This is a genomic window from Acinetobacter sp. yr461 (genome assembly GCF_900110445.1).
Classification (GTDB): Bacteria; Pseudomonadota; Gammaproteobacteria; order Pseudomonadales; family Moraxellaceae; genus Acinetobacter; species Acinetobacter calcoaceticus.
In genome coordinates, this window is the sequence record NZ_FODU01000014.1 from 14,055 (window position 1) to 39,916 (window position 25,862).

General features: G+C 38.9%; 28 protein-coding genes. 9 read left to right on the plus strand and 19 right to left on the minus strand.

Features of this window, described 5'->3' with window-relative positions; genetic code table 11:
- Positions 1-8 precede the first annotated feature (8 nt).
- Positions 9-545: a hypothetical protein gene (locus tag BMW38_RS15660; RefSeq protein WP_092709763.1), complete on the plus strand. Its 537-nt coding sequence runs from the start codon at positions 9-11 to the stop codon at positions 543-545.
- A gap of 38 nt (positions 546-583) precedes the next feature.
- On the opposite strand, the gene BMW38_RS15665 is transcribed toward BMW38_RS15660, so the two are convergent.
- Entirely contained in the window at positions 584-1,813 is a 1,230-nt protein-coding gene (locus tag BMW38_RS15665) for a chloramphenicol efflux MFS transporter CraA (protein ID WP_092709766.1), read from the minus strand.
- Positions 1,814-2,175: 362 nt separating this feature from the next.
- A complete protein-coding gene (locus BMW38_RS15670) occupies positions 2,176-2,541 on the minus strand; it encodes a hypothetical protein (protein WP_092709768.1) in 366 nt (121 codons plus the stop codon).
- Positions 2,542-2,782: 241 nt separating this feature from the next.
- On the opposite strand from BMW38_RS15670, the gene BMW38_RS15675 reads away from it, so the two are divergent.
- Together BMW38_RS15675 and BMW38_RS15680 are read left to right on the plus strand one after the other, a co-directional pair.
- Positions 2,783-3,370 (plus strand): NAD(P)H-dependent oxidoreductase, encoded by a 588-nt coding sequence (locus tag BMW38_RS15675; protein WP_005038353.1) that lies wholly within the window; start codon positions 2,783-2,785, stop codon positions 3,368-3,370.
- A gap of 13 nt (positions 3,371-3,383) precedes the next feature.
- Positions 3,384-3,698, plus strand: a complete 315-nt coding sequence (locus BMW38_RS15680) for a putative quinol monooxygenase (RefSeq protein WP_092709771.1) — start codon at positions 3,384-3,386, stop codon at positions 3,696-3,698.
- 44 nt (positions 3,699-3,742) lie between these two features.
- Here BMW38_RS15680 and BMW38_RS15685 read toward each other — a convergent pair whose 3' ends face one another.
- Positions 3,743-4,111, minus strand: coding sequence for a hypothetical protein (locus BMW38_RS15685; protein WP_092709774.1), 369 nt, complete (start codon positions 4,109-4,111; stop codon positions 3,743-3,745).
- Between the two features lie 188 nt (positions 4,112-4,299).
- Here BMW38_RS15685 and BMW38_RS15690 point away from each other — a divergent pair, with 188 nt between their 5' ends.
- Positions 4,300-5,088: a xanthine permease gene (locus BMW38_RS15690; protein WP_092709777.1), complete on the plus strand. Its 789-nt coding sequence runs from the start codon at positions 4,300-4,302 to the stop codon at positions 5,086-5,088.
- Positions 5,089-5,152: 64 nt separating this feature from the next.
- Here the strand turns inward: BMW38_RS15690 and BMW38_RS15695 are convergent, their stop codons facing one another.
- Positions 5,153-6,562 carry an FAD-binding oxidoreductase gene (locus BMW38_RS15695; RefSeq protein ID WP_005043994.1) on the minus strand — a complete coding sequence of 470 codons (1,410 nt, stop codon included), beginning with the start codon at positions 6,560-6,562 and terminating at the stop codon, positions 5,153-5,155.
- 368 nt (positions 6,563-6,930) lie between these two features.
- Between BMW38_RS15695 and serA the strand changes: the two genes are divergently transcribed.
- The 3 genes from serA to BMW38_RS15710 all read left to right on the plus strand — a co-directional run bounded on the left by serA (position 6,931) and on the right by BMW38_RS15710 (position 10,102).
- Positions 6,931-8,163 carry a phosphoglycerate dehydrogenase gene (serA, locus tag BMW38_RS15700; RefSeq protein WP_056482508.1) on the plus strand — a complete coding sequence of 411 codons (1,233 nt, stop codon included), beginning with the start codon at positions 6,931-6,933 and terminating at the stop codon, positions 8,161-8,163.
- Between the two features lie 98 nt (positions 8,164-8,261).
- Complete coding sequence (locus tag BMW38_RS15705) at positions 8,262-9,146, plus strand: EamA family transporter (RefSeq protein ID WP_092709780.1); 885 nt, start codon at positions 8,262-8,264, stop codon at positions 9,144-9,146.
- Between the two features lie 92 nt (positions 9,147-9,238).
- Positions 9,239-10,102 carry an EamA family transporter gene (locus BMW38_RS15710; RefSeq protein WP_092709783.1) on the plus strand — a complete coding sequence of 288 codons (864 nt, stop codon included), beginning with the start codon at positions 9,239-9,241 and terminating at the stop codon, positions 10,100-10,102.
- 7 nt (positions 10,103-10,109) lie between these two features.
- Here the strand turns inward: BMW38_RS15710 and BMW38_RS15715 are convergent, their stop codons facing one another.
- From BMW38_RS15715 to truB, 3 genes are all read right to left on the minus strand, one after another.
- The gene (locus tag BMW38_RS15715) at positions 10,110-10,553 is read right to left on the minus strand and encodes a hemerythrin domain-containing protein (RefSeq protein WP_003653765.1); all 444 of its coding nucleotides are present in this window, start codon (positions 10,551-10,553) and stop codon (positions 10,110-10,112) included.
- A gap of 212 nt (positions 10,554-10,765) precedes the next feature.
- The gene (locus BMW38_RS15720; RefSeq protein ID WP_092709786.1) at positions 10,766-11,542 is read right to left on the minus strand and encodes a sulfite exporter TauE/SafE family protein; all 777 of its coding nucleotides are present in this window, start codon (positions 11,540-11,542) and stop codon (positions 10,766-10,768) included.
- 19 nt (positions 11,543-11,561) lie between these two features.
- Complete coding sequence (gene truB / locus BMW38_RS15725; protein ID WP_092709789.1) at positions 11,562-12,467, minus strand: tRNA pseudouridine(55) synthase TruB; 906 nt, start codon at positions 12,465-12,467, stop codon at positions 11,562-11,564.
- A 153-nt stretch (positions 12,468-12,620) separates the two neighbouring features.
- On the opposite strand from truB, the gene BMW38_RS15730 reads away from it, so the two are divergent.
- Together BMW38_RS15730 and BMW38_RS15735 are read left to right on the plus strand one after the other, a co-directional pair.
- Complete coding sequence (locus BMW38_RS15730) at positions 12,621-13,652, plus strand: lipase secretion chaperone (protein WP_092709792.1); 1,032 nt, start codon at positions 12,621-12,623, stop codon at positions 13,650-13,652.
- A 115-nt stretch (positions 13,653-13,767) separates the two neighbouring features.
- Complete coding sequence (locus BMW38_RS15735; protein ID WP_092709886.1) at positions 13,768-14,709, plus strand: lipase family alpha/beta hydrolase; 942 nt, start codon at positions 13,768-13,770, stop codon at positions 14,707-14,709.
- A gap of 52 nt (positions 14,710-14,761) precedes the next feature.
- Here BMW38_RS15735 and rplS read toward each other — a convergent pair whose 3' ends face one another.
- From rplS to ispH, 12 genes are all read right to left on the minus strand, one after another.
- Positions 14,762-15,130 carry a 50S ribosomal protein L19 gene (rplS, locus tag BMW38_RS15740; protein ID WP_003653770.1) on the minus strand — a complete coding sequence of 123 codons (369 nt, stop codon included), beginning with the start codon at positions 15,128-15,130 and terminating at the stop codon, positions 14,762-14,764.
- Between the two features lie 219 nt (positions 15,131-15,349).
- Positions 15,350-16,105 carry a tRNA (guanosine(37)-N1)-methyltransferase TrmD gene (gene trmD / locus BMW38_RS15745; protein ID WP_092709795.1) on the minus strand — a complete coding sequence of 252 codons (756 nt, stop codon included), beginning with the start codon at positions 16,103-16,105 and terminating at the stop codon, positions 15,350-15,352.
- 42 nt (positions 16,106-16,147) lie between these two features.
- Positions 16,148-16,696: a ribosome maturation factor RimM gene (rimM, locus tag BMW38_RS15750; RefSeq protein ID WP_003653772.1), complete on the minus strand. Its 549-nt coding sequence runs from the start codon at positions 16,694-16,696 to the stop codon at positions 16,148-16,150.
- Positions 16,697-16,717: 21 nt separating this feature from the next.
- Positions 16,718-16,969: a 30S ribosomal protein S16 gene (rpsP, locus tag BMW38_RS15755; protein WP_000260334.1), complete on the minus strand. Its 252-nt coding sequence runs from the start codon at positions 16,967-16,969 to the stop codon at positions 16,718-16,720.
- Positions 16,970-17,116: 147 nt separating this feature from the next.
- A complete protein-coding gene (locus BMW38_RS15760) occupies positions 17,117-17,542 on the minus strand; it encodes a type IV pilin protein (RefSeq protein ID WP_092709798.1) in 426 nt (141 codons plus the stop codon).
- Positions 17,539-18,021: a type IV pilin protein gene (locus tag BMW38_RS15765; RefSeq protein WP_092709801.1), complete on the minus strand. Its 483-nt coding sequence runs from the start codon at positions 18,019-18,021 to the stop codon at positions 17,539-17,541. Before BMW38_RS15765 ends, BMW38_RS15760 begins: the two co-directional genes overlap by 4 nt.
- A 10-nt stretch (positions 18,022-18,031) precedes the next feature.
- Complete coding sequence (locus tag BMW38_RS15770; RefSeq protein WP_213031184.1) at positions 18,032-21,883, minus strand: PilC/PilY family type IV pilus protein; 3,852 nt, start codon at positions 21,881-21,883, stop codon at positions 18,032-18,034.
- Positions 21,884-21,894: 11 nt separating this feature from the next.
- Positions 21,895-22,704 (minus strand): PilX N-terminal domain-containing pilus assembly protein, encoded by an 810-nt coding sequence (locus BMW38_RS15775; RefSeq protein ID WP_213031185.1) that lies wholly within the window; start codon positions 22,702-22,704, stop codon positions 21,895-21,897.
- Complete coding sequence (locus BMW38_RS15780) at positions 22,701-23,702, minus strand: PilW family protein (RefSeq protein WP_092709803.1); 1,002 nt, start codon at positions 23,700-23,702, stop codon at positions 22,701-22,703. The genes BMW38_RS15775 and BMW38_RS15780 overlap by 4 nt, the downstream gene beginning before the upstream one ends.
- A complete protein-coding gene (pilV, locus tag BMW38_RS15785; RefSeq protein WP_092709806.1) occupies positions 23,702-24,262 on the minus strand; it encodes a type IV pilus modification protein PilV in 561 nt (186 codons plus the stop codon). Before pilV ends, BMW38_RS15780 begins: the two co-directional genes overlap by 1 nt.
- Positions 24,256-24,729: a pilus assembly FimT family protein gene (locus tag BMW38_RS15790; protein ID WP_092709809.1), complete on the minus strand. Its 474-nt coding sequence runs from the start codon at positions 24,727-24,729 to the stop codon at positions 24,256-24,258. The genes pilV and BMW38_RS15790 overlap by 7 nt, the downstream gene beginning before the upstream one ends.
- 171 nt (positions 24,730-24,900) lie before the next feature.
- Entirely contained in the window at positions 24,901-25,851 is a 951-nt protein-coding gene (gene ispH / locus BMW38_RS15795) for a 4-hydroxy-3-methylbut-2-enyl diphosphate reductase (protein WP_003653781.1), read from the minus strand.
- Between the last annotated feature and the right edge of the window lie 11 nt (positions 25,852-25,862).

Sequence of the window (25,862 nt, forward strand, 5' to 3'; positions counted from 1 at the left end):
GGATAAAAATGCACTTTCCAAAGATATATAAATTTCTTTCTGCCACTTTTTTATTGCTGAGTAGCACATCATATGCATTTGAAATAAATGATTTAAAAAAGATTATAGAGTGTCAATCAGATCAAGAAACTTATACCAATTTTGCTTCTGAATATGATGAAAATTTATCAGCACTTGGTTTTAAAAAAGTTGATGATCCAGAACAGCCTTTCATCTATTTATATAAAACAGCTCAGCCCATTCAATTATTTGGTATTAAAACTCATGAAATTGCTTTGGCGGGTCAAGGCATAGTAGCCGTTTTCCGAAATGCAAATGTTAATCAACTTTCGAAAAAATTTGATATACCTCAACATCCAGACTTTAAAACATTACCTTTTTTTAGAGGTGTTCGCACCGTCAAGACAGAACCAGCAACAGCAGATTCTTTTACTATTTATCATAATCTCAACTTATCAGAAATGACCGGAAAAAGTCCGATGACATTATTAGGTTGTACCTATGAAACAGACCGCGAAGAAATGGAAAAAATGTTAAAAGAATAATTAAAAAATACCGGAATATAAATTCCGGTATTTTTATTTTAATCATTTCCTTGGAGCTTTCTTTCTTGCATTTCTTGCTTTAAAGCATTTCGTGGTTGGGTAAACCAGAGTGCAATAAATGTAAAGGCAGACAATGCAAAGGCCCACAAATGAAATTGAGTATAGAGATAACGTACCAACTCAATCATGGCAAAGAAACTTATCATAAGCAGCATCGAAACTGCTGCCGCAACAGTTCCTTTTGATACTTCAGATGACATCAGTGCAAAGCGGTACAAAACTGAGAAACTAATTCCTTCACCAAAGCAAATTAATGTCATGCCTGTGAGTAAACAAGGAATTAAATAGGTTTGCCACACTACACCTAATATTAAAATGAGTGTGCCAATCAGCATGATAGGTAAACCGATCATGACCGTTTTACCTAAAGACAGGCGATCAATAATTTTAATTAAAACAATATTCCCAATAATTAGACCCAGAAATACCGGAAATTGAGCTAAACCATATTGCACACTCGTTAGCTTCAATTCATCTACCAAAATAATTGGAGATAAGGCAATCCAGAGCATTAAAGGCATACCAACCAAAGGCAAAGCAAGGCTTAAACCTAAAAAGCGGTGATTACTAAATACCTTTTTAAAATCATCGAAAAGATAGCTAAAAGGTTGCTTGGTAACACTGACCTGCTGATTTGGCATTTGTTTTTTTAAACCGACCCAACTGAGTAATGCCAATATAGCGATGGCGACAAAGCCCCAGTGCCAAGACACATAATCAATTAAGAAAGCACCGAGTACGGGTCCCAACAAAGGTGCAAGCAATGAAATATTTGCCATGAGTGCCATGACTTTAATTGCATCACGTTCAGCAAAACTCTCTTGAATAGCAGCATAACCCACTGCTGAAATTACACTTAAACCAATACCTTGTAAAAAGCGTAATGTCAGAAAGTGTTCCATTTGTCGGGTTAATAAAATTAAAAAACAGCATAAGGCGAAAAATAAGACACCAGCCAAAAGTACTTTTTTACGCCCAAGACGATCTGACAAAGGCCCAAGTAACCATGCAACCGAGGCACCGCCTAATAGGTAAAATGACATTGAAGACGGTGCCCAAGTTGCGCTTACACCAAAATCTTCAGTGATTGCCAACATTGCTGGCTGAATAAGGTCATTACCAATGTAAACCGCAAATTCAAATAGCACTAAGGCCAAAGGAAACATCAACGTTGTACGGTTCAACGTTGTCGTTTGAATATTTTTCATGAGTTGTACACTTCAAAATAGCGGCCATATGTCTCTACAACTACATATAAAATAGAATGTAGTCATGATGATGACAGTATGGTCAATCAATCTTTAATTAAGTTTTTATATGCCGTGAGAGTGCATGTTTAGAATGTGAAACACCGTATTCACAGGGTGTCTAAGAATAGAAAAATTATATGACGTGAGATTTGATAATTTTTACCAGTTGGCATAATTACCGAGCGCAACAATAGCATTTTTTGAATTGCTCAGCAATCGGACAATTATAAGAAGTTTAAATCTTATTTTTTACCCACAGCCATACTTTTTTTATTGTGAATAACCTTAAAGTTATCCACATCTATAATAAAAATTAACCATTAAGGACAAGGATTAACTTGGAAATCTGGGGTTTCCTGCCCTTTCATACATTGATAAGTTTGCTTTTTATTCACAATTTTCCAGACTTGCTGGTCTCGCTTTAATAAATATTCCGTACGAACTTTTGTTATCGCATCTTCGCTAGGATCTGTCTGTAAAATAGTGACTTGAGCATTAGAGGGATCATCGACAGCATTCATTTGCTGTGAAATGTCTAAATTACTTGCATCATTTAGAAGATCTGGTTGATCAAGTAATACTGCTTGAATCGGGCTATCAGCAAGTTGAGCAGAAGAATTTTTAGCTGGAGCACAAGCTGTTAGCACTGCTAAGCTACAAACAATCAGCAAACTCATTTTTTTCATATGTAATCTCTTAGCTCTACTCAAACTTAATGCTAAAGCTCACCAATAAGTTTTTCCGTAGCACTTTGTAAAATAAGATTAAAGTTATTGATATTATTCATCTAAATTTATTTCACAATTCGAATTCCTATTTAATTGTTGATTTTTAATCAAGAATATTTTTCCAATTCATGCATTTTTCTATAAGAGTAAATTCCGTAGAGTAGATTTCAAATTTAGGAATTTAATTAGAGTAACTCCCATGAGTAAGATTTTAGTCATTAACGGCGCCAAACAATTTGCACATTCAAATGGTGAATTAAATGACACATTAACCACACTGGCAACCTCACATCTCACCGAACTCGGACATGAAGTTCAAGTGACACGTGCCGACAGCAACTACGATGCAGAAAATGAAGTTGAAAAATTCTTATGGGCTGACGTTGTGATCTATCAAATGCCAGGTTGGTGGATGGGTGCCCCATGGACTGTAAAAAAATATATTGATGATGTATTTACTGTGGGTCACGGTTCACTTTACGCAAACGATGGTCGTAGCCGCTCTGATGCCGCAAAAAAATACGGTTCAGGTGGTTTAATTCATGACAAAAAATATATGTTGTCATTAACATGGAATGCCCCGATGGAAGCATTTGATGATGCAGATCAGTTTTTCCATGGCGTAGGTGTTGATGGTGTTTATTTACCTTTTCATAAAGCGAATCAGTTTTTAGGAATGAGCACACTTCCTACTTTTATTGTCAATGATGTGATTAAAATGCCTGACGTTGATAGTTATGTTGAAGAATATAAAACCCACTTAAATTCTGTATTTGCAGCAGCTTAATAAGGAAAAATCCATGCTTACTATTATTGCGGAAATTCGTACTAAATCGGGTGGACAGCATCGCCAAAATGTATTGGATGCCTTTCAAAAAATCATTCCTACTGTTTTAGCGGAAAATGGTTGCCATGGCTATGAGCCTTTGATTGATCACATATCAAATGCCAGTTTCCAAACCAAAGAGCCTGACACGATTGTGATGTTAGAAAAATGGGCAAGCGTTGCCCATCTTGAAGCACATTTGGCTACACCTCATATGCAAGCCCATCATGCAGCAGTTAAAGATGATGTAATTGATGTGAAAATTAAAATTTTAGAAAGTGGCGTATAATTTAGCCCATAAAAAAAGACGATATATTTATCGTCTTTTTTTGCTTAAGAACAAAGTTGTGTTTGGAAACCTCTAGAGCCTTTACCTCTCGCACATTGATAGCTCTTTTGCTTATTTTGCAATTGCCACTTTTCATCAACCAATTTAAATGCATACTCTGTTCGAATTGCAGAAACAGAGTCGTCCATTAAACCTGTTTGAATGACAGTAATACGAGAAACAGTTGGTGATTCCACACGGTTAAACACTTGCTGAACTGAGGTATTATTGTGCTCTTTTGCAATCTCAGGTTGAGATTTAAGTACTTGTTGCATTGGGGTTTCGGACCCCACAAAAGGAATTAATTTACTGGTCGTCGCACACCCAGTGAAAAGTCCAGCACAGAGAGCTGAAATTAAAAATAAACGTTGCATTTTTATCACCAAAAAACAGAAGCCATAGCTTTATGATGCTATGCCTTTGTCGGTTACTCTGTAGAAACTATGTAGTTCTAAAGATGAGTAATCACTTAAAGATCAAATAATTTATCTTGTTCACCCAACCTTAGCGATTATGATTTGATAAGATTAATTTCTATTCCATCCAACAAATAGGATCATCCATGCAACTGACTTATGCAGGGCAAGTTTTCTTGGTAGTCATTGCAATTTTAATGGTCTGGTCATTTGTGCTTACCAAATTTTGGGTCAAGCGTTTAGCAAAAAATCGTAATAGCAGTAAATTTGAATTTACATATTTATTTGCAATCGTTTTTAGTATTAGTGCCTTATTTTTCCCTTTTACTTATTGGGTTTCACAAGCAATATATGGTTTAGCAACCAAGCCAAGTTACGATGCAACTGTAGTGAACTATACCTCTGAATGGGTCGATACTGAACGTACAGATTCCAATGGGCGTAAATATAAAACTCAAACTCTCATGCACACCGCTCAGGTTCAGTTCAAAGATGATCAAAACAAAACTCTAACTTTAGATAATTCAGTCCGCTCTGGCGATATGCCGGTAGTGGGAGAACATATTACTGTTGTTTATGAGAATGGTGATCACACCGCGCAAGAAAAGAGTTGGCGCACTATTTTACTGTTTACAGCAGCCTCATTTATGCTGTTTATTTTAGGTTATATATTACTCATGATTATTGCCTATAGCCTCAATCGGAACATGGAACCCTACAAAACATTTGCTAGCATTTTAATTTTTAGAGTGATGCTTCCGTTAGGTACAACGGCGATGTTTGCAATGTTGTCTTATTCTATTTTTTCCTATTTTTTCTTAGCTAATCCACGTAATTTGCCTGTGTGGGCGATTGGACTTTGTAGCTTCTTTGCTCTTTGTCTTTTACCGCTGATTTATCATATTCTGACGGGTTGGAAAGCTTATAAAAAATAATAATTTAAAAAAAAGCGCATCTTTCGATACGCTTTTAGCAGAAATTCTTTTATCTAATCAAGCATTAAAGATCAAATAATTTACCTGGGTTCATCAAACCATTCGGGTCAAATACTTTCTTCAAAGCTTTCATATATTCAATTTCTTCAGGCGAACGTGAATATTCCAAATATGGCTTTTTCGTCATACCTACGCCATGCTCAGCAGAGATCGAACCATCGTATTTTTTCACGGTATCAAACACATATTTATTCACAACCTGACATTTCGCAAAGAACTCATCTTTGGTTAAGTTTTCAGGTTTTAAAATATTTAAGTGCAAGTTACCGTCACCAATATGACCGAACCAACAAATTTCAAAGTCAGGATAGTTTTCTTGAACAATTGCATCAATCTCACGAATAAATGCAGGTACGTGAGTAATTAATACTGAAATATCATTTTTATATGGAGTGAACGGCGCGATTGATTCAGAAATATCTTCGCGTAAACGCCACAAGCTTTCTACTTGGTCAAGGCTCTGGCTCATTACACCATCGAGTACCCAACCCTGCTCCATACAATGCTCGAAAATTTCCATTGCTTTATCGAGAATCGGCTCATATGGTGCTTCAAACTCAAGTAATACATAGAACGGACATTGAGTTTCAAATGGCCGTTGTACATGTCCATGATCTAAAACTTTTTGCATTGCAAGTTCACCAAAGAACTCAAATGCAGTTAAGTCGATATCTTTTTGGAAAGCATGTAATACAGGCATTACTGCATCAAAATCAGGAACACCTAAAACTAAAACTTGTAAGTTTTGCGGTTGACGCTCAAGTTTAATTTCTGCTTCAGTCACTAAACCTAATGTACCTTCGCCACCAATAAACAAGTGCTGTAATGCATAACCAGTTGCATTTTTAACCATGCCTTTGTTTAAACGTAAAATATCACCTTTACCAGTGACAACGGTTAAACCAAGCACCCAGTTACGTGTCATGCCGTATTTAATGACTTTAATACCGCCAGCATTGGTTCCGATATTTCCACCAATCTGGCTAGAACCCGCTGACGCAAAGTCCACCGGATAATACATACCCTGTTCTTCAGCATAATTCTGCAATTGTTCAGTCACAACACCAGCTTGTACTCGAACCATACGATCTGCTGGAAAGAACTCAAGAATCTGGTTCATCTTGTCCATACTAATGACAATTTCACCATTCGTTGCAACAGCACCAGCAGAGAGACCCGTACGGCCGCCTGAAGGGGTAATTGCGATATTAAACTGGTTCGCAAGCTTCACAACAGCTTGAACTTGCTCAGTGGTCGATGGAAAAACGATGACCGATGGGTTCGGATTAAAATGCTTGGTATGATCTTTACCCCAGTTTTCGAGACTATCAGCATCGGTTTTAATACGGTTTTCACCGACGATTGCCGTTAATTGGGTAAGTAACTCAGGTGTTAAAGCGACTGGAGCATTCATCGTTTGCAGACCTAGCAAGAAGTAAACTGTGGTGGGACTATGGCATAATATTTCTCAGAGTTTTCAACTGAGCAGAGCCATAAGCTATATTCTACATGTAACCGCACAAGCGATAAAGTTCAGAATAGAGATACTGCCACTACAAAACATGTTTAACCTTCATAAATGACTTTTTATGAACCTTCAAAGCATCAATATTTTTTAAGTTCAAATGACAAGCACATTTTAAAACTATCAACAAGCCATAAATAGAAGTGATTAGATATAGATAAAATTGCCATAAGACGATGGCGTAAACGAAATATCTATAGCACCGCCCATTATGTTATGATAGCGCCACCAAATTTGGCCTTTGTAGCGGAGCCGTAATGAGCCAACATCTTTCACTACCTAAAGATAAAATCCGTTTCCTTTTGTTAGAAGGCGTTCACCAAAACGCAGTCGATACTTTAAACGCTGCGGGTTACACCAATATTGACTATCGCAAAACTGCTCTTGAAGGCGAAGCGCTAAAAGAAGCTGTTAAAGATGCTCACTTTATTGGTATTCGTTCGCGTACCCAATTGACTGAAGAAATTTTCGAAGCTGCAAATAAATTGATCGCAGTGGGCTGTTTCTGTATCGGAACAAACCAAGTTGATCTTAAAGCAGCAATGGCACGTGGTATTCCTGTATTTAACGCACCGTATTCAAATACGCGTTCGGTTGCAGAACTTGTACTTGCTCAAACGATTCTTCTTCTTCGCCGTGTTCCTGAAAAGTCAGCGGCTTGTCATCGTGGTGGTTGGGATAAGTCTGCTGTCGGTTCTTTCGAAACTCGTGGCAAAACTTTAGGTATTGTAGGTTACGGTTCCATCGGTTCTCAGCTTTCTGTTCTTGCTGAAAGCTTAGGTATGCATGTGATTTATTACGATGCAGTGACTAAATTACCAATGGGTAATGCTCGCCAAGTTGGTTCGTTAGACGAACTCTTAGCGACTGCTGATGTAGTGACTTTACATGTTCCTGATGTTCCATCTACACGTAACTTCTTCACTAAAGCACAATTTGCAAAAATGAAAGAAGGTGCAATCTTCCTAAATGCTGCACGTGGTACATGTGTAGTAATTGAAGATTTAGCAGATGCAATCAAGTCTGGTCATATTGCTGGTGCAGCGGTTGACGTATTCCCTAAAGAACCAAAAGCAAATGGTGAAGAGTTTGTTTCTCCACTTCGTGGCTTAGACAATGTGATTTTAACTCCTCACGTTGGCGGTTCAACCATGGAAGCGCAAGCAAACATCGGTTTAGAAGTTGCAGAGAAATTTGTTGCTTACTCTGACAAGGGTATGACGCTTTCTGCGGTGAACTTCCCAGAAATCGCGTTACCACTTACTGCTGGCCAACACCGTTTATTGCACATCCACAAAAACGTACCGGGTGTATTGTCTAAAATCAACAACTTGTTTGCTGAGCAAGGCATCAACATTTCTGGTCAATCACTCATGACTAAAGGTGACATCGGTTACCTCGTAATGGACGTTGACGCTTCTGCTTCTCAAGAAGCTTTAGATATGTTGCATGAAGTTGAAGGTACAATTCGCGTGCGCGTATTGTTCTAATACGATCTGTAAATTTAAAAGCCACAGCATTGTCTGTGGCTTTTTTATGGGCATTTACATTATCATGTGAAAAGTATACCAATCGATCAAATAATAAAATGTCCAGTTCGAACCAGAAATCTCAGCTACATGCATTGGGCTTTCTTATTCTCGCTATGTTAAGCGTACAAAGCAGTGCATCTTTAGCTAAAATTCTGTTTCAGAACTTTCCTGTGCTCACTGTCTCCGCAATGCGCCTATGTTTAGGTGCAATGATTCTTGCCTTTATTTTCCAAATTTGGCGAATTAATTTTAGTCAGGTTCGTTGGAAAGCGATCTTGGCTTATGGATTTGCTCTTGCCGGAATGAATGCGCTTTTTTATCTGTCAATTGAACGCTTACCGATTGGTATTGCAGTGGCTTTTGAATTTATTGGCCCCTTAAGTGTAGCCTTATATCACGCACGCCAGAAATATGATTTTGTCTGGGTCAGTTTCGCAATTATTGGTCTCATTTTACTTTTCCCTTTCAATCAGGCTCATAGTCTGGATTGGATCGGAGTATTATTTGCTGTTAGTGCTGGTGCATGTTGGGCGCTTTATATTATTGCGGGTCAAAAACCTTCTGGTATTTCAGGTAACCACACTGTCTGTTTAGGAATGACTGTAGGTGCATGTGTATTGCTACCGATTACTTTTTTTTCAGGGTCAATGGGTCAAGTTATAGAGCTCCCCTATCTTTTTTATTTTATTGGCTTAGCAATTTTAGCCAGTGCACTACCATTCTCTTTAGAAATGCTAGCTCTACGTAATTTAACGCCGTTAAGTTTTGGAACATTGATGAGCCTAGAACCCGCAGTTGCTGCACTTTCTGGCTTTATCTTTTTAGGTGAATATTTGTTATGGAATCAATGGTTAGCACTTGCAACAATTATTGCAGCTTCAGTCGGTTGTACCATAACTACCCAAAAAGCACGTCAGGAACGTGAAAAACCAGTCAGTTAAATCGACTCAATCTGCGAGTTGGAACATGGTATTCGCTATAATTAAACATTCTTATTTTAAATAATATTAGATGAGGCCTTAGGGTATTTTCTATGCAGAATCTTCCCATTATTGCTGTGCTCTATATGATTCTGTCGATGGTCTCATATCAAATCAGTGCTTCATTCGCTAAGCAACTCATTGCAATATTAGACCCTCTGACCGTTACAATTTTAAGGCTGAGCTTTGCAACGGTTATTGTCGCTATCATGTTCCGCTCATGGAAAATCGGGTCGCGCTTACCCTATTTAAAATGGCGTGATTTATTGATGTACTGTGCGTCTTTAGGTCTCATGAATATTTTATTTTATACGTCGCTTGGAAAATTACCTCAAGGCATCGCAGTTGGCTTAGAATTTATTGGACCATTAGGTCTTGCTCTACTCTCTATTAAACAAAAGAGTGACTACATTTGGGTCGCACTTGCGATGTTAGGTATTGCACTGATGGTGCCTTGGCAAGACCCAACGCAACACCACTTTTCCTATGTAGGTGCTGCATGCGCACTAGGTGCTGGATTTTGTTGGGCCTTCTATATTTATTTTGGTCAGAAAGTTGTGACCCAGAATATCGGTATGCATGCTTTAACCATCGGAATTGGATTATCTGCACTGACCTTACTACCCATTGGCATCTGGCATAATGCCCCCGCATTACTTGAGACGCAGTACTGGGGTAAGGCATTGCTTATTGCTATTTTAGCGACCGCTATTCCATACGCTCTTGATTTGATGGCACTCAAACAACTTAATAAATTAACTTACGGTACCCTCACGAGTTTAGCACCAGCATTGGCAGCATTAACGGGTTTCTTATTACTTCACGAAGAAATCAGCATGCTGCAATGGGTGGCTTTAGCTTGTGTAATGCTAGCATCGATTGGGGTTACTTTAATAAGTACTAAAAAAGTAGCATAGTTAAATCCTATTGCTGCTTTTTATACTTTTTATATTCCTTTAAATATTTATTACCCAGCGTTTCTTTTTCACTGTCTTTAAGAATTTTTCCCGCCTGTTGAAAAAACTTATGCTCTTCTTCCTTTAAATGATGATGGACTTTTTCACTTAACTGTTTGGCGGTTGCTAACCAGCTTGGGCTACTCATATCCGTTTTTTCGAGCTGTTCAACTAACTCATCCATTTCATGGTGCTCAGATAAAGCATGTCTCGTAATATCTAAACCGACATCATCAAACATCAAAGGGATATATAAATAACGGTCTTCGGCAACAGAATGAGCATAAAGTTCATTTTTTAATGCATCAAATAATTCTTTTCTTTCTTCGGTTAAACCATGTGTCTGAACTAATTGTTCAGAAAGGTTTCGTTGATTTTCATGGCTTTCTCTTAATGCTTCGAAAATATTCATTCTCTTCCTCATTTTTTAGCTAAAAAATCTTTTTTATTTCAAGGCTTATCATACGTTGAAATTTATAATGTTTAAGTAGCTTAAAATGAGACTATTTTTTACACAGTTTTCTTTCTAGTAAACTTCTGTAATTATTTTTATATTTATGATTTTAAATGTTCACATAAAAGTATGAACTTTGCCTCCTGATCAGTTCATACTTTTCGAAATATTTAGCCTGTTACAAACATTTGATAGCCCAAACGGCAAATCAGGATACTGACTAAAATTAAAAAGATAATACGGACAAAACCACTACCGTATTTAAGCGCGGTACGCACCCCAACAATAGAACCCAATACATTCGCGACTGCCATCATTAAGCCAATGTGCAAAATAGCGTGTCCTGTTGGAATGAAGAAACTCAAAGCAGCCAAATTGGTCATAAAATTACCAATTTTGGATAAGGCAGAAGCATGCAAGAAGTCGACTTGTAAAAAGCGGATAAAGAAGAAGATAAAGAAACTTCCCGTTCCCGGGCCAAAAATACCGTCGTAAAAACCAATCGCCAAACTACCAATCCCTGCCAAAACCAACATTTTATTAGTAATTTTTTGCTCAGTATGGACCTGTCCAAAGTTCTTTTTAACCAAGGTATAAACTGCTATCACAATCAACATCACAAATATGAAAGGACGCAATACAGATTGGGGAATTAAGGATAAACAAGCAGCACCAGCAAAAGAGCTAATCAAAGCACAAATGGCAATAACTGCTAAAAGTTTCCACTGCAACTTCACTCTTTTCGCAAAAGTATAAGCAGCCGATGCTGTACCAAAAATTGAAGAAAGCTTATTAGTACCAATCACCGTTGCAGTCTGCATGGTCGGGAAAGTACTCATAAGGCCTGGAATCTGGATAAGTCCGCCGCCCCCAACAGCAGCATCAATCGCTCCCGCAGTAAACGCAAAAAAGATCAAACTCAGGATAACATCCCATTCCATACCCATGCTCTATACTCTACATCTACTACAAATTTAAGATACGTTTAGGTACCAACCGTTTTTTATCGGTAATTTCGGCTAGGCCTAGACAGCGCTCATCCGAAAAAACTAAAACTTCTGCTTCTGCAGAATGTTCAATATTGCTTTCTAAACCGTTGCAAAAATATTTTTCACGCCCTTCAGGCACCTGAATTTTTAAGAAATGTTCAACTGGAGCATAAACTGGAAGTAATAAAGCTTCTCTTTGCTCTTCTGTCAGACTTTCCAGATATTCAATGGTATAACTCGGAATAAGCTCAAAATGTCCGGTTTGAGTCCGGTTTAGCATCGTTAAATGCCCACCGCAGCCAAGTGCTTCGCCAATATCTTCACCTAATACCCGAATGTATGTTCCTTTAGAACAAGTTACATCCAAAGTGATACTATTTTCGGTAAATTCAATGAGTTCTAAAGCATAAATCGTGATTGGACGTGCTTCACGCTCAATCTCGATACCTTTTCTAGCAAGCTCATATAACGGCCTACCTTCTTTTTTCAAAGCCGAGTACATTGGCGGAACTTGTTGAATATCGCCTCTAAATTTCTCTAAGGTTTGTTCAATAAGCTCTCGGTTCAGAACAGGAATAGGGCGTTCTTGTAAAATCTCCCCTTCCACATCACCTGTCGTTGTGGTTTGCCCCAATCGAACAGTGGTTTGGTAGCGCTTTGTTGAGTCCAGCAAATAATGTGAGAACTTGGTAGCCTCTCCTAAACAAATAGGAAGCAACCCTGTCGCCAAAGGATCTAAAGCTCCTGTATGACCTGCTTTTTGGGCGCGATATAACCAACGCACTTTTTGCAAAGCCGCATTTGAACTGAGCCCTAATGGTTTATTTAATAGAAATACACCACTGATATGGCGACGAGAAATTTTTTGATTTTTTGTCGTCATTTTTACTGGAACACAAAGCTAGAAAAAAGTGCCGACATGTTAGCAAATTCGGCAAGATATTTTCACAATATTTAGGTGCCTTTTCACTTATTTTATGGCACATTAATAATCGAGTAAAAAAACAACAAATTAAAACTTAAGGAAGATATCTTTATGCAAGGGATGCAGAAGAAGGTATTGTGGTGTGTGCTCGGATTTTTTATTTTGAGCCTCATTGCATGTGTATATTGGTTAAGTCCTGACTCAAAAAACACATCAGCTCAGATGAGTGAAAATAAAGCTCAAAACTTAGCATCATCTCCTCATACAGATCATTCGTCGCTAAACGAAGATGCGTACCATAGTAAAAGTCAGCAAGACACCGAAGTTAACTGTCAGTTAAAAATTGATAGTTCTCAACATTTGGTCGTGAATAGTCAAACCCGTGATTGCTTTGAATATTTTATTACCCAATATGGGGAAAATGATTTAGAACAAATCAAAATTCACTTTGGGAAATTTATTCAAGGACAATATCTAGAGCCAGCTCGCTCACAGATTATGGACTTATGGACCCGTTATTTAAAATATCGTGAACAGCTAGCTCAAATCCAAGCACCTTCAGCAAAACAACAAGATAAAAATTATTTTCAAAAGATATTTAGCTCGATCCAAGATATAAGAAAACGCTTCTTTTCTTCTTCTGAAATTGAAGGACTCTTCTCGAGCGAAGATATCTATCAAAACTATACGCTAGATCGAATGCAGATACTTGAGGACTCTTCTTTAAGCGAAATTGAAAAAGCACGAAAGCTTAAAGAGCGTTTTGAAGAACTTCCAGAAGACTGGCAACAAAACCTACAAGAACTCTCCAAACTTGATGATTTACATACGCTGACCAAACAAATTAAAGCTCGTAAGGGTTCAGCAGAAGAACTTCGGCAAATGCGTACAGCACTTGTTGGAGCCGAGGCGACTCAAAGATTAGAAACTTTAGATACACAACGGAATGCTTGGCAACAAAGAGTCACCAGTTACCTCGATGGTAGAGATGAAATTATTAAAAGTAACATGAGCGATAGTGCCAAAAACCAAGCGATTCAACAGTTACGCCAACAACAATTCAATTCATCACAAGAACAACTAAGACTTCGAACTTTTGAAACGGTCCATGATCAGGGAGGTGAACTGCCATTTAATTACTAAGCCTTTCCTTTTTGGGAACTGGCTAACATTTACTAGCAGCAAGAAGCTGCTTTTCATACAAAATAAAAATAGTGAGTAAAAAATGAAAAGGAAGTTAATGTTTTTCTGCGCTGCAATGCTCTCAGGACTGAGTATTTCAGTGGCCCATGCAACAAATGCTGAACAAGTTAAAAGCTCGTTCGTATATTCATCTTACGCACAAACAAAATACCCACTGGTTTTTAACCATGGTATGGCAGGCTTTAGCCGAGTTGGAACAGATACGCTTGGTCTCGATTATTGGTACCAAATTCTTCCTGATCTTGCCCGTAATGGAGGAAATGTCTGGGCAACAAGAGTCTCACCATTTAACTCAACAGAAGTGCGTGGAGAACAACTCGCCCAGCAAGTAGAAGAAATTATCGCCATTACTGGTAAGCCTAAAGTTAACTTAATCGGACATAGCCACGGGGGGCCAACGGTTCGCTATGTGGCTGGTATCATGCCAGAAAAAGTGGCATCACTCACTACGATTGGTGCACCTCATAAGGGATCACCAATGGCAGATGTCATCCTGAATGTTGAGGGTACTCCTCTGGCAGGCGTGGCAACATTAGTAAACTGGTTTTCAGCAGCAATTACTTGGGCAGGAGGTCTAGATCCGACAAGTTATCCGCATGACTCTTTAGCAGGTGCTCATAGCTTATCGACTAAAGGTTCAGCTCAGTTTAATGCTCAATTTCCTATGGGTATGCCAACTACTTCTTGCGGTGAGGGGGCATATCAAGACAAAGGCATTTATATGTATTCTTTCTCAGGAAATAAAGCTTTAACAAATCCATTAGATCCATTTGATATTGCCCTTACAGGCAGTAGTTTAGTGGTCGATCCATTTGGTGATAATGATGGGCTTGTTTCACGATGCAGCGCCAAATTTGGTAAAACCATTCGTGATGATTACAACTGGAATCATTTAGATGAGGTGAACCAAGTGCTTGGGATACGCTCTATTTTTGCTTCAGATCCTGTCTCGGTTTACCGTCAACATGCAAACCGATTAAAACTTCAAGGACTATAATTTTTAAACAAAAAAATGCGCCAAAAGGCGCATTTTTTTACTCGGTATAAGCTTACGCTTTACGAGCTGGTAATTTTTCACGAATACGTGCAGCTTTACCAGACAAGTCACGGAGGTAGTAAAGTTTAGCACGACGAACGTCACCACGACGTTTCACTTCGATTTTAGCAACGATTGGAGAATGAGTTTGGAATACACGCTCAACACCAACACCGCTAGAAATTTTACGAACTGTAAATGCAGAGTTTAAACCACGGTTTTTCTTCGCGATTACAACACCTTCAAATGCCTGAAGACGCTCACGCTCACCTTCTTTTACTTTAACTTGGACAATAACAGTGTCACCAGGAGCAAAAGCAGGAATATCAGTTTTTAACTGTGCATTTTCAATAATTTGAACTAAAGGATGTTTACCACTCATTGTGGGAATCTCCAATATGTGCGGAGTCAGAAGAGGTCTGAGGTTCCGCTGGGGATAGAGGCTAAAACGCATATCAACCCGTTTATCTTTCCCTTTATGACAATATGTCTATAAAGAGCCTTAGAATATACATAAAACTATTCATTAAATAGAATCATGCTTTAACTCGAAGCATTGCTTCTCGTATTTTTGCAGAACTTTCGTTCCTGAGAATAGCGGTTAAGACTTACCACCATTCCCTTTTGCATCTTTTAGCCATTTTTTCTGCTGCTTATTCAACTCTACTTTTTCAGCCAACTCTGGTCGACGTTCTAAAGTTCGTTGATACCGCTGCAAAAAGCGCCATTTTTCGATATTGCCATGATGTCCAGATTTTAAAACTTCTGGTACATCCAGCCCCTCAAAATGGTCTGGCTTTGTATATTGTGGACAATCTAAAAGACCATCAACAAAAGAATCTTGTACTGCTGACTGTTCATCTGACATTACATTCGGCAAACGGCGAATAATACTGTCAAGTAACACCATAGCGGGCAGTTCACCACCAGATAAAACATAATCACCAATTGACCATTCCTGATCAACATATTGCTGGATCAAACGTTCATCCACTCCTTCATAACGTCCACACAGTACAATTAAGCCGTCGTAATCAACAAACTGCTGTACTGCCTGTTCATTTAAGGTTTTGCCTTGTGGAGACATATACACTACAGGAACATGAACATGTCCTGCTTGTGAGGCAAGCTGTTTGGCATGTGCAATTGCTTTCGCCAAAGGCTCAGCCATCATCACCATTCCAGGGCCACCACCAAATGGACGTTCATCCACTCTTCTGTAGTTTCCCTCAGCAAAATCACGAGGATTAATACAAGTAACTTGTACAATATCCCGTTTTGCCGCACGTCCGCTGATGCCATAGGCTGTAATCGCTTCAAACATTTCAGGAAAAAGCGTAATGACTGCAAAAAACATCACAGACTCCTCTATTTTCCTGCTGTATTAATCCTAAAAGGATTAATAATCTACGCCCCAATTGACGTAAATACGACCAGCTTCAAGATCAACACGTTGTACTACATCTTTATGCCAAGGAATCATGCGTTCTTCTGAATCAATACTGTCTGGGGTAGCATGTACCACCATCACATCATTGGCTCCAGTTTCAAACAACTCATGAATTTTACCTAAGTTTACTTCCTGTTCTTCATCATCCAGACCTAACACTGTTAAGCCTTTTAAATCTGACCAGTAGTACTCATCTACATCTGCTTTTGGCAGTTGAGACTTAGCAACCCAGATATTAGCGCCAACCAAGTTTTCTGCTCCAGTGCGATCACTCACACCTTTCAAAGCAACAACTAGACCTTTGCCATGTGGTTTCCAACGTTTTACATCTATTGTTTGCCAACCGGCCTTGGTCTCAATGTACCAAGGCAGGTAGTCAAACATATTGCTCATAGGTTCTGTATTTGAATACACCCAGAGCCACCCATTCAATCCATAAGCTGAACGTAACTGTCCAATCTGAATACGATCTTCGGGAACATTCTGTGTTGATGTCATGGGTTACCTACTACAAAAAAATTATGCAGTAGCTTTTTTAGCTTGAGCAGCTAAAGAAGCAACACGTTCAGAAGGTTGAGCACCTTGAGAAACCCAGTGAGCAAAACGGTCTGCATCTAAACGAAGTTTTTCTGCTTGACCTTGTGCTGTCGGGTTAAAGAAACCGATACGCTCGATGAAACGACCATCACGTGCATTGCGGCTATCAGTCACAACGATTTGATAGAATGGACGTTTTTTTGCGCCGCCACGTGCTAAACGAATAACAACCATGATAAAAGCCTTATAATTCTTACGGATTATCCCTGCGCCGACCATCGGCAACACTTCAAACCCCTTTCATAGAGGGCAACATTCTACGTGATTTTCACCATGAAAGAAAGATTAAATTTTGAGTTATCCGCAGTTTTGAATTTAAAATTACTGTAGCCAATTTGATGAGGTAGATAACGCACAATTAGTTGCAGCTTTTGCCCAAAATTTTTGTCCTTGATCATTAAGACAAATGATCCCATCACCAGCTTGAGAAGTAGTAGAAATAGGCGTAGCTGTTAACACCCAACTTGAATCAGTTATATTAGCAAAAGCCAAGTTATATAAGGCCTGGCCTTGTTGAGGACTTACACTAGAACCATAAATCGATGTAATAGTCGCATTCGATGGATAGCGATTGTGAACTATTTTTTCTGATTCTAATGTTTGGGCAATATTCATCATTTCAGATTGAACAGCTGTACGATATCCTTTACGTAAATATTGCAAATATGAAGGTGTAGCTATAGCTGCTAAAATTGCAATTATTGCTACTACAATCATGGTTTCTATCAGGGAAAAACCATTCTTCATTGCCAATTCTCACTATTTGTTTCACATACATTGCAAGTGACTATTCCACCACAGTCATTATCAACAGCCGTGGCTGTTAAACTTTGGCAACGCAAACCTGAATTCTTAGCAATAAAATTAAAGTTTCTTGAATCTGTTGTTGTCGCTTTAATGACCCATGTCTGCCCATTTGCAGCACCATTCGTCAATAAATTTCCTGCTGTTGTGTCATCACTAATTTCAATCGTATAACCACCCCGTGGCAACGTTACAGATGTGGTGGTAAATCCTCTATAGGTAAAGTTCTTGGATTTATGCCGTTCCAATTGTTCTGCCAATTTTAGAATTTCACCTTTAGCAGCAGAGGCAGTCGCTCTACGGGTATAGCCTTGATATGAAGGGATAGCAATCGAAGCAAAAATAGCGACAATCACGATGACAACCATGAGTTCAATCAAGGTAACACCCTGATTAAACCGCTGGATATAGTATTTATTCATAAATAATCCCTTAGCGATAACGCTCATACCAACGCGTAGGAACTAAATGACTTGTACACTGCCACTCGCCCGTTCCACTCTCGTTTCCAGACAGTTGTAATTTCCCACAACTATTAGTCACTGGAGGTTCATCTCTTTTTGGAACAAATGCTACGCCACGGATACCTGAGCCAATAACGTTTTTATTACATTCAGAAACTCCTGCTGGGCAGTTACCACCTGTTTGTGTTTGAAACCCGCTAGGATCTTCTTTATTCTGATCAATGGATCCATCAGAATTAAGACAGGCTCCAAATGGTAAACAGTAAGTCTGCTGATCCGTTTCACCTACCACACGTGGTAAACATGGGTCTGCCGCCACAATGCCTGTTCCCTGCGGGTCATAAACAGGCACAATTAAAGTCCCCGTAATTGCCATTGGCTCTTCAAAAGCTTTTAGTCCACCTTTAATACGGAAACTATTATTGGCTTTCTCTGTACCACCGCTCGTACTAGAAAGTGAGCGATACCAACCACCTTGGCCCGTCCCTGTATTTGGAAAGAAAATTTGTGCTACTCGTGTTTCTCCAGATCGTAAAATTTGTGGATTTTTTCGAAGCGTCGATCGAGTAATATCTTTTGTTTCAAGTTGGCTATCAGTTAAAGACATTAGATTCTTTTTAATAAAGTCTTTGTCGATAATTCCATAGACATTATTTACAGGGCGTCCGCTTAATGCTGTGCTAGGTGACATACCTTCACGCCCTGTAAGCGGATAAACATCCAATGGGGTACTACGGTCGCCTGAAGCAATACCTACAGTAATAAAAGTGCGGATGCCATAATCATGTATGGTAACTGTAGGAGGTTCATAAAAACGCGGCGCATTCCCACCTGTATAATCGTTCGAGCTATCATAAGTGGAATCATTCGTTGCTAAATTGGCTAATCGAACAACTCGAATACCAAAACTACTATAAGTCGAATTCGTTTTTGTCTGGTTATTATTAAGATCGATACGGAAGACTTGTCCGCCTAAATCACCGAAATATAAATGGTCTACCAAACCATCAGCGTCTCGATCTAATGTACTAATACGACTAACAATACTGTGCTTCATATTAGAGTTATCTATATTAGAGCCTGTATCACTAGTCCACCATAAGCGCTCCCCAGTTTTAGCATCAATAATATAAACAGCATTCCCTTTTGCTTTTCCATTCGTAAAGCAAGAGTTGCTCAAGGTAATATTCGGGTTTTCATAACATTGGTCGTAGCCACCACCAACAATCATAACCCGTTTAATAAACCCGTTATAACGTATATTTGCCAGTACAGGTTTAGACCAACTCTGCCCCATACGACTATAATCAGTTTGGTCTGCTCCTACTCTAAAGAGAAGCTTAGGTGAAGCAGGATTTAAGACATTTAAGCCATAATAGCTGCTGCCCCCCATTCGCATGCCACCATAAATATTCATTTGCTTTGCAGTTACTTTTGATACTGCTGAGCTACCGCTTCCCGTTGTAGTAATACTATATGCAGGGTCAGATACCCAAGCCCCATCCATACCGTGAGCAGGAGCTGAGGCATCACTTTGGCCAACAACTAAAGCTTTTGATGCAATGGGATCATTTAATATATCAGCGGGAACGAAAGCCATTTGTTCTACACCAGTTGAGGCATCCACAATATGCAGACCACCCTCCATCGTTCCATAGAGAATGGATTGTTCACGCGCAGATGTTAAATTCCCATTTTCATCTAATGTTCCATTATAGGTAAGCTGTACTGGTAAAGAGTGGATACTACCGCCCATCGATAAATACGGTTCATTCGACGTAACTAATGACGAAGGTAAAGTCGTAGCGCTAATATCAGTTGAGTAACCTAGATAATTTAATATTTTTAATTTCAAGCTAACTGGGAAAGCTTTTAAAATATCTTGTCCAGTTGATGCATCAAATTTCCCTAATACATAGTTTGCTGTATTACTTGCGCTATCAAAAGGATTTGTTCCATTAGCAGGAGCCGCTGGAATCTTTAATAAATTAGTGCCAGTAGTCGATATTTTTGTGAGGCGACCATCTGTTGCCACAGCAGAAACATCGGTAAATAAGTTGCGAATTTTATTTTGTGCTGCATAGTAATATCTAATGATATTTCCACCATCCAACACTTCTGATTGCCCCGCAACGGGTAAAGGCACATTTGAATATGAACCACCTAAAAAGACTTTACCCCCATCGTTATAATTAGAACTATTCCAGTAATCCTTCGTACCCGTTCTAAATGCTCCACTTGCGTTGTAGACTAATCCCCCCGTATTAGCCTCAAAAGCTCCAGCATTTGTTCCCGATAAAACAACATGATATTTCTTTAGATTTCCTCTCCATGTTAAATACGTATTGGCGGGGTTAGGCTCAAAAGCACGTAAATAACCATATTCCTGTAAATTTTTTGGATTTAACGCATCATACGGAACAGAGATTGTACCTGTTGTTAAAGGCTCTAAAGGGACTTTATCTAAATTACTAATAAATGTAATAACACTACTCGTTACCCCTTGCGCACTTTGGGTAGGGAAAAAACCACCATTTCCATATCCTGGAGTAGCAACTGCATTGTTTGGTTGATTTGGTGAACAATTATCATCACTTTTACGCTCAGCCTGAGTTCTCGAACTTAGACGGCAGGCATTTTTAACATCCGAAGAACTCAAGCTAGAAAAATCACTACCAAAACCAACAAATGCTGTTTGGATAGAAACTCCGGCAGGGTTTTTTGTTTTATCAAATAGTCGTTTCGCAAACTCCCCCATACAAGCCCAACCAGAATCTGATGAAGTATTAGAAAGCCCTCCAGAGCAATTAAAATCTGCTCCCAAAGTACTACCTAAGGCCGTCGACATTACAGTTGCCGAACGTGTATTTGTTGTATTGTTCGGCTCACCATCTGATAAAAAGTAAATACCCTGTCCATCACAACTTTGACGATTAGCCACTGCAGGCAAAGGAGATTGATAAATGGCGTTTAAGTTAGAGGCATTTCGATCTATAACAATATTCGGATTACTTGTCGTATCATTTGTTTTTGATTTTGGAATACCGCTATCTGCGTTTGCTATAGCGTAATTAAAAGTGGTGTAGTAATAAGTATAAGAATAGCTTGAATCAGACGAAGTATCATACGCCGTGGCCGTGGCTACACCTGGATTAGAGGTTGACCAGTTACTCCAATAACTACTAGAGCGACAAGGTTGCCATAAACTTGCCGTATCAATTTGTGAATCACGATAATTCGTACAATATGAGTATTCCGTTCTATTATCTGATTTTCGCACACGCTTTATATAACTATCTTTCCGAATAGCATAATTCGCCTCTGAATAGGTCGATGTACCCATCAAATAAGCAGCAGCTTCTGCATAAGCATGTGCTGAAGGTGTTGACCCACCAGCAGATAAATTTGCAACTGCCTGTTTTAATTTATAGCGCTGAGACCCCACCGTATTTAAAGTACTTGCATCTCCTAAAGGAGCAGCAGCCACCAAAATTTGCCCACTTCGACTATCACCATTTGCAGAGAAATTACCTAAGCCCACACGAGTATCATTTAAAATAGGATTATTGCTGGCTAAAAAAGCATTCATACCATTTTTAAGCATAGCCAAGCGATTTTCGTTATAACTATTAGATGTCATACTCCCGGAGGTATCTAACATCATCACAATCGTTTTTTTACCTGCTGTAGGCGATGCATAAATTTGTAAATCACTCGCCTGCACCACGGAGCTTGCCACCATCCATGTAAAAGCAACTGAACTCGAACAGATGGCATACCATAAATTATTTGGCTTAAAATTCTTCAATTTTACTTTCATGATATTCCCCGTTATGAATCTGGTGCCGTAATTTGAGTGAGCTTATTGGTGTAGTTAAATTCTTGAACTTGAGTACTAAAAGGCACGTTATGATTTGCCAAACACTCTGCTAATGTTTGTTTAGCCGTTAATGCAGTATCAAAATTGTCACTAATTTTCGCTGAACTCGTGCTTAAGCAATCAGTTTGTAGAGTTTCTATAGAGGTAGATGCGTAGGTTGGTAAAAAAGCAGTGGTAATAACTCGAATACGTTGTGTAGACAGCATACTTTTAGGTAGTTGTGTGCCTTCGGAGGTATTTGTTCCTCGTGGTAAATTTGAACCAGGAATATCACTTGCAGCATCTGTTGGAATACTTACGGCAACTTGTGTAACCACCGCTTGGCGATTACTTCCATAGTCACTTGTTAAATCACAAAAACCCGCCACCCCGCCATCTTCGACGACTGCATTATTAGCGCTTCCTGCTCGAAGTAAACTTGCGCCTCTGGTCTGAGCAAAATTTGTTGCTGCAGAAACAGGCTTATAACAAAAGTTGTATTCTGCCCCAGGGTTACTTTCGTGCTCTTTAAGCGCGGCACCAATCACATTTGTAATATTAGTTAAGGTAGTAGGATTCATCTGCACAATGAGTTCTAAAGGCGTGTCAGATGACTGAAAATTTAATTGGCTAACTTGGCTATTTGTAGCAACTTTTAAAGAAACAATAGCCACTCTTATTGCTAAAACACCTACAGAAATAACAACCAATAAAATAATAAGCACAACAATAAGGGTTGCCCCTTTTTCCTTAGATTTACTTTTATGAATTAAATGGGTCATAGACTTTCCCCCATCGCGTTGCGCAGAGCAATTGTTACGTTATAAACGCGACGTAAGAATCGAGTTGTATTATCAGAAGCATGCACGGTTTGATCTAACATAAGAAAAGATTGCGCGGGATCTATTGCCTTGTTTTGAGCATTGTTAGTAGAACGAGCTAAAACTGATATTTGTATTGAAAGAATTCTGGGTGCCATCATAGATGGTGTGGCATCTCGAGCAGCCTGTGCAGCAGCCCGATATTGGGGAATCGTATAATAAGCAAAATTGCCAGCCGCATTTTTTGCACCAAATACCACATGAAAATGATCAATACGTGGTAATACGATTTGACCTGCATCGCCAAATCCAGAAATGGTGGCAGGTTGTGCCGTAGCCACACTAGAGGGAGTATTTGCGTCACATGCAAGTGCATAATCTTGCTGGGAACTACCATTCGTATCGAGACGTAAAAAATAACGCTCTACAATTAAATCCCCTGCAAGTACGTTCACACCTTCACAATTGGTCATATTAGTAGGAGCAATAAATTGAATAGTCAGCTGATCGCTTTGCACAGCAGCGTTTGAACTATTCTGTATATTTGAAATGCCTTTCCAGTGATTATTAACTGTACTTATCGTATCTCCAGCACCACGACTTAATAATGTGTCAGCAATATAAGTATTTGTTCCAACATTAGGGACAAAATTAACACTGTTATTGTTGGTTGCTGTTGAACCAGTTAAAACAACACCACCCCAAGGTGTGGTATCCGTTAATATCGGGTTTATTACATTTCCATAATTTAGAAGGCGTATATCACGTGCGATATACTCCAAGCCAAAAATACCGCTATCTTGTATTTCAGCATTTGCTTTTTGTAGATGACTTGATAGAAGTCCACCAATAAATAATTGAGTCGCCGCGGCTACCAAAATTAGACCTAAAGCCAATGCAACCATAAGCTCAATTAATGTAAAACCTCGATGCTTCCATAATACAAATGAGTGAGCCATTAATATGCCTCCATCATTAAACAATTCGAATTATTGACATAAACGCCATTTGTACTCATACAGCTCGACACATCCGCGCTAGTGACTCCTTCATTCGTTGTAATTACTGGAGAGGTTTTTCCCCAAAAAACAAACAGACATTGCCTCTGCTGGGTCATTGTGCTTATAACCCCAGGGCAATTTGTCATTGTGATTTTCATGCCAAGTTGATCAGCATTTCTCGCTGCTTGATACGCATCAAATTGAGCAAGTTGAGAAGGTGTACAAGCGGCATTGAAACACAACGTAGGAGCTGCGGTAGTAGATGAATAATTACTATAACTACGGACAAATAAAGGATATTGACTAGCTTGAGAACTATTCACACGAATATTTTCTGCTAATCCTCTCATAATCATAATAGCTTGAGATTTACTTAATGCTTCTGAAGAAGCATCCATAGCCCGAACTTGCAAGGCAACATATCCTAAAACTCCTATTGCAAGTAAAATTAAAGCGACCAACACTTCTAATAAACCAACCCCAACTTGGGCTTCTTGCTTAGAGCTCCGCATTAACATGTCTCCTCAGCTTTAAAAATTAATGTGCCAAGCTTTGTTAAAATAAGAATTTTCTTTTTATTTATTTTTGAATTACAAATAGATAAAAGTGTATCTTGGGTAATATTACTTACCACTCCATTCGCATTAAAAGTTAAAGTCGTCGCTGTTAATGAACTTTGCGTACCATCAGCAGCTATATTTTTGAGCTCAAGAGTGTTATTGGAAGTAATTTTCCAATTCAAAGAAGTTGGTGAATTTGAGGCTGTTGAATTCAAATTAATAGAAACGTCTTGTCGACCAAGTATGGCTTGACTCTTTGCTTCCGACAAAGTATTGATTAGATCTCGTTGATTTTCATCTAGTCGTTTGCTTTCTAATAAATTCGACATAGACGGCGCAGCCGTCATCGTAATAATAGCCATTACCGCAATCGTTACCATGAGCTCAACCAAGGTGAACCCGTCTTGCGGAATAATTCCCCTCATCCCCAGAAACCCCAAATAAACTTAAAAATTTTTATTTATTATTTAAATTTTACTTTTTATATTTACAAAACAAATACAAAGCAGATGAAGGGTATAAAAAAACAGATAACTGTCATGTCAACAATTATCTGTTTTACTATTTTAAAATCAGTATGTTAAATAAGTCACACTTTATGCTTGAGTCACGTGAATGCGTAATTCTTTAGGAAGGCTAAAGGTTATGTTCTCTTCACGTCCATCTAATTCTTTAGGTGCTTGCGCGCCCCAGTCTTGTAAACGTTGAATCACTTGCTTAATCAGAATTTCCGGCGCTGAAGCACCCGCTGTCACACCAATTTTGCAAGTATCATTGAACCATGACTGTTCTAACTGATCAGCATTATCTACAAGGTAAGCTGCTTTGCCCATACGCTCTGCAAGCTCGCGTAAACGATTTGAATTTGATGAATTAGGTGAACCAACAACCAATACCACATCACACTGTTCAGCCAAATCACGTACAGCATCTTGTCTGTTTTGAGTTGCGTAGCAAATATCGTCTTTACGTGGCCCTTGAATATGAGGAAATTTTGCACGCAAAGCATCAATAACTTTAGCCGTATCATCAATTGATAAAGTTGTTTGAGTTACAAATGCAAGTTTTTCAGGGTGTCTTACTGCAAGTGCAGCAACATCCGCTTCATCTTCAACCAGATAAATATCCCCACCTTTCAATTTGTCATATTGACCCATTGTTCCCTCAACTTCAGGGTGCCCTTCATGACCAATTAAAATTGCTTCAGTACCTTCACGTGCATATTTAGTCACTTCAATATGAACTTTGGTAACCAAAGGGCAAGTCGCATCAAACACTTTTAAGCCTCGGCGCTCCGCTTCTTGCTGAACAGCTTTTGAAACACCGTGCGCACTAAAAATTACAATTGAGTCATCCGGAACCTGATCTAGTTCATCAACAAAAACTGCCCCTCTTTGACGTAAGTCATCTACCACAAATTTATTGTGTACAACTTCATGACGTACATAAATAGGAGGATTAAAACATTCTAAAGCCCGATTGACGATTGCTATGGCTCGATCAACACCGGCACAAAAACCACGCGGATTAGCTAACACAATTTCCATAACAGCCTCAA

Excerpts from the sequence above, each read along its gene's own strand:
- BMW38_RS15660 (WP_092709763.1), top strand. The coding sequence starts at position 9 with ATGCACTTTCCAAAGATATATAAATTTCTTTCTGCCACTTTTTTATTG.
- BMW38_RS15665 (WP_092709766.1), bottom strand. The coding sequence starts at position 1,813 with ATGAAAAATATTCAAACGACAACGTTGAACCGTACAACGTTGATGTTT.
- BMW38_RS15670 (WP_092709768.1), bottom strand. The coding sequence starts at position 2,541 with ATGAAAAAAATGAGTTTGCTGATTGTTTGTAGCTTAGCAGTGCTAACA.
- BMW38_RS15675 (WP_005038353.1), top strand. The coding sequence starts at position 2,783 with ATGAGTAAGATTTTAGTCATTAACGGCGCCAAACAATTTGCACATTCA.
- BMW38_RS15680 (WP_092709771.1), top strand. The coding sequence starts at position 3,384 with ATGCTTACTATTATTGCGGAAATTCGTACTAAATCGGGTGGACAGCAT.
- BMW38_RS15685 (WP_092709774.1), bottom strand. The coding sequence starts at position 4,111 with ATGCAACGTTTATTTTTAATTTCAGCTCTCTGTGCTGGACTTTTCACT.
- BMW38_RS15690 (WP_092709777.1), top strand. The coding sequence starts at position 4,300 with ATGCAACTGACTTATGCAGGGCAAGTTTTCTTGGTAGTCATTGCAATT.
- BMW38_RS15695 (WP_005043994.1), bottom strand. The coding sequence starts at position 6,562 with ATGAATGCTCCAGTCGCTTTAACACCTGAGTTACTTACCCAATTAACG.
- serA (WP_056482508.1), top strand. The coding sequence starts at position 6,931 with ATGAGCCAACATCTTTCACTACCTAAAGATAAAATCCGTTTCCTTTTG.
- BMW38_RS15705 (WP_092709780.1), top strand. The coding sequence starts at position 8,262 with ATGTCCAGTTCGAACCAGAAATCTCAGCTACATGCATTGGGCTTTCTT.
- BMW38_RS15710 (WP_092709783.1), top strand. The coding sequence starts at position 9,239 with ATGCAGAATCTTCCCATTATTGCTGTGCTCTATATGATTCTGTCGATG.
- BMW38_RS15715 (WP_003653765.1), bottom strand. The coding sequence starts at position 10,553 with ATGAATATTTTCGAAGCATTAAGAGAAAGCCATGAAAATCAACGAAAC.
- BMW38_RS15720 (WP_092709786.1), bottom strand. The coding sequence starts at position 11,542 with ATGGGTATGGAATGGGATGTTATCCTGAGTTTGATCTTTTTTGCGTTT.
- truB (WP_092709789.1), bottom strand. The coding sequence starts at position 12,467 with ATGACGACAAAAAATCAAAAAATTTCTCGTCGCCATATCAGTGGTGTA.
- BMW38_RS15730 (WP_092709792.1), top strand. The coding sequence starts at position 12,621 with ATGCAAGGGATGCAGAAGAAGGTATTGTGGTGTGTGCTCGGATTTTTT.
- BMW38_RS15735 (WP_092709886.1), top strand. The coding sequence starts at position 13,768 with ATGCTCTCAGGACTGAGTATTTCAGTGGCCCATGCAACAAATGCTGAA.
- rplS (WP_003653770.1), bottom strand. The coding sequence starts at position 15,130 with ATGAGTGGTAAACATCCTTTAGTTCAAATTATTGAAAATGCACAGTTA.
- trmD (WP_092709795.1), bottom strand. The coding sequence starts at position 16,105 with ATGTTTTTTGCAGTCATTACGCTTTTTCCTGAAATGTTTGAAGCGATT.
- rimM (WP_003653772.1), bottom strand. The coding sequence starts at position 16,696 with ATGACATCAACACAGAATGTTCCCGAAGATCGTATTCAGATTGGACAG.
- rpsP (WP_000260334.1), bottom strand. The coding sequence starts at position 16,969 with ATGGTTGTTATTCGTTTAGCACGTGGCGGCGCAAAAAAACGTCCATTC.
- BMW38_RS15760 (WP_092709798.1), bottom strand. The coding sequence starts at position 17,542 with ATGAAGAATGGTTTTTCCCTGATAGAAACCATGATTGTAGTAGCAATA.
- BMW38_RS15765 (WP_092709801.1), bottom strand. The coding sequence starts at position 18,021 with ATGAATAAATACTATATCCAGCGGTTTAATCAGGGTGTTACCTTGATT.
- BMW38_RS15770 (WP_213031184.1), bottom strand. The coding sequence starts at position 21,883 with ATGAAAGTAAAATTGAAGAATTTTAAGCCAAATAATTTATGGTATGCC.
- BMW38_RS15775 (WP_213031185.1), bottom strand. The coding sequence starts at position 22,704 with ATGACCCATTTAATTCATAAAAGTAAATCTAAGGAAAAAGGGGCAACC.
- BMW38_RS15780 (WP_092709803.1), bottom strand. The coding sequence starts at position 23,702 with ATGGCTCACTCATTTGTATTATGGAAGCATCGAGGTTTTACATTAATT.
- pilV (WP_092709806.1), bottom strand. The coding sequence starts at position 24,262 with ATGTTAATGCGGAGCTCTAAGCAAGAAGCCCAAGTTGGGGTTGGTTTA.
- BMW38_RS15790 (WP_092709809.1), bottom strand. The coding sequence starts at position 24,729 with ATGAGGGGAATTATTCCGCAAGACGGGTTCACCTTGGTTGAGCTCATG.
- ispH (WP_003653781.1), bottom strand. The coding sequence starts at position 25,851 with ATGGAAATTGTGTTAGCTAATCCGCGTGGTTTTTGTGCCGGTGTTGAT.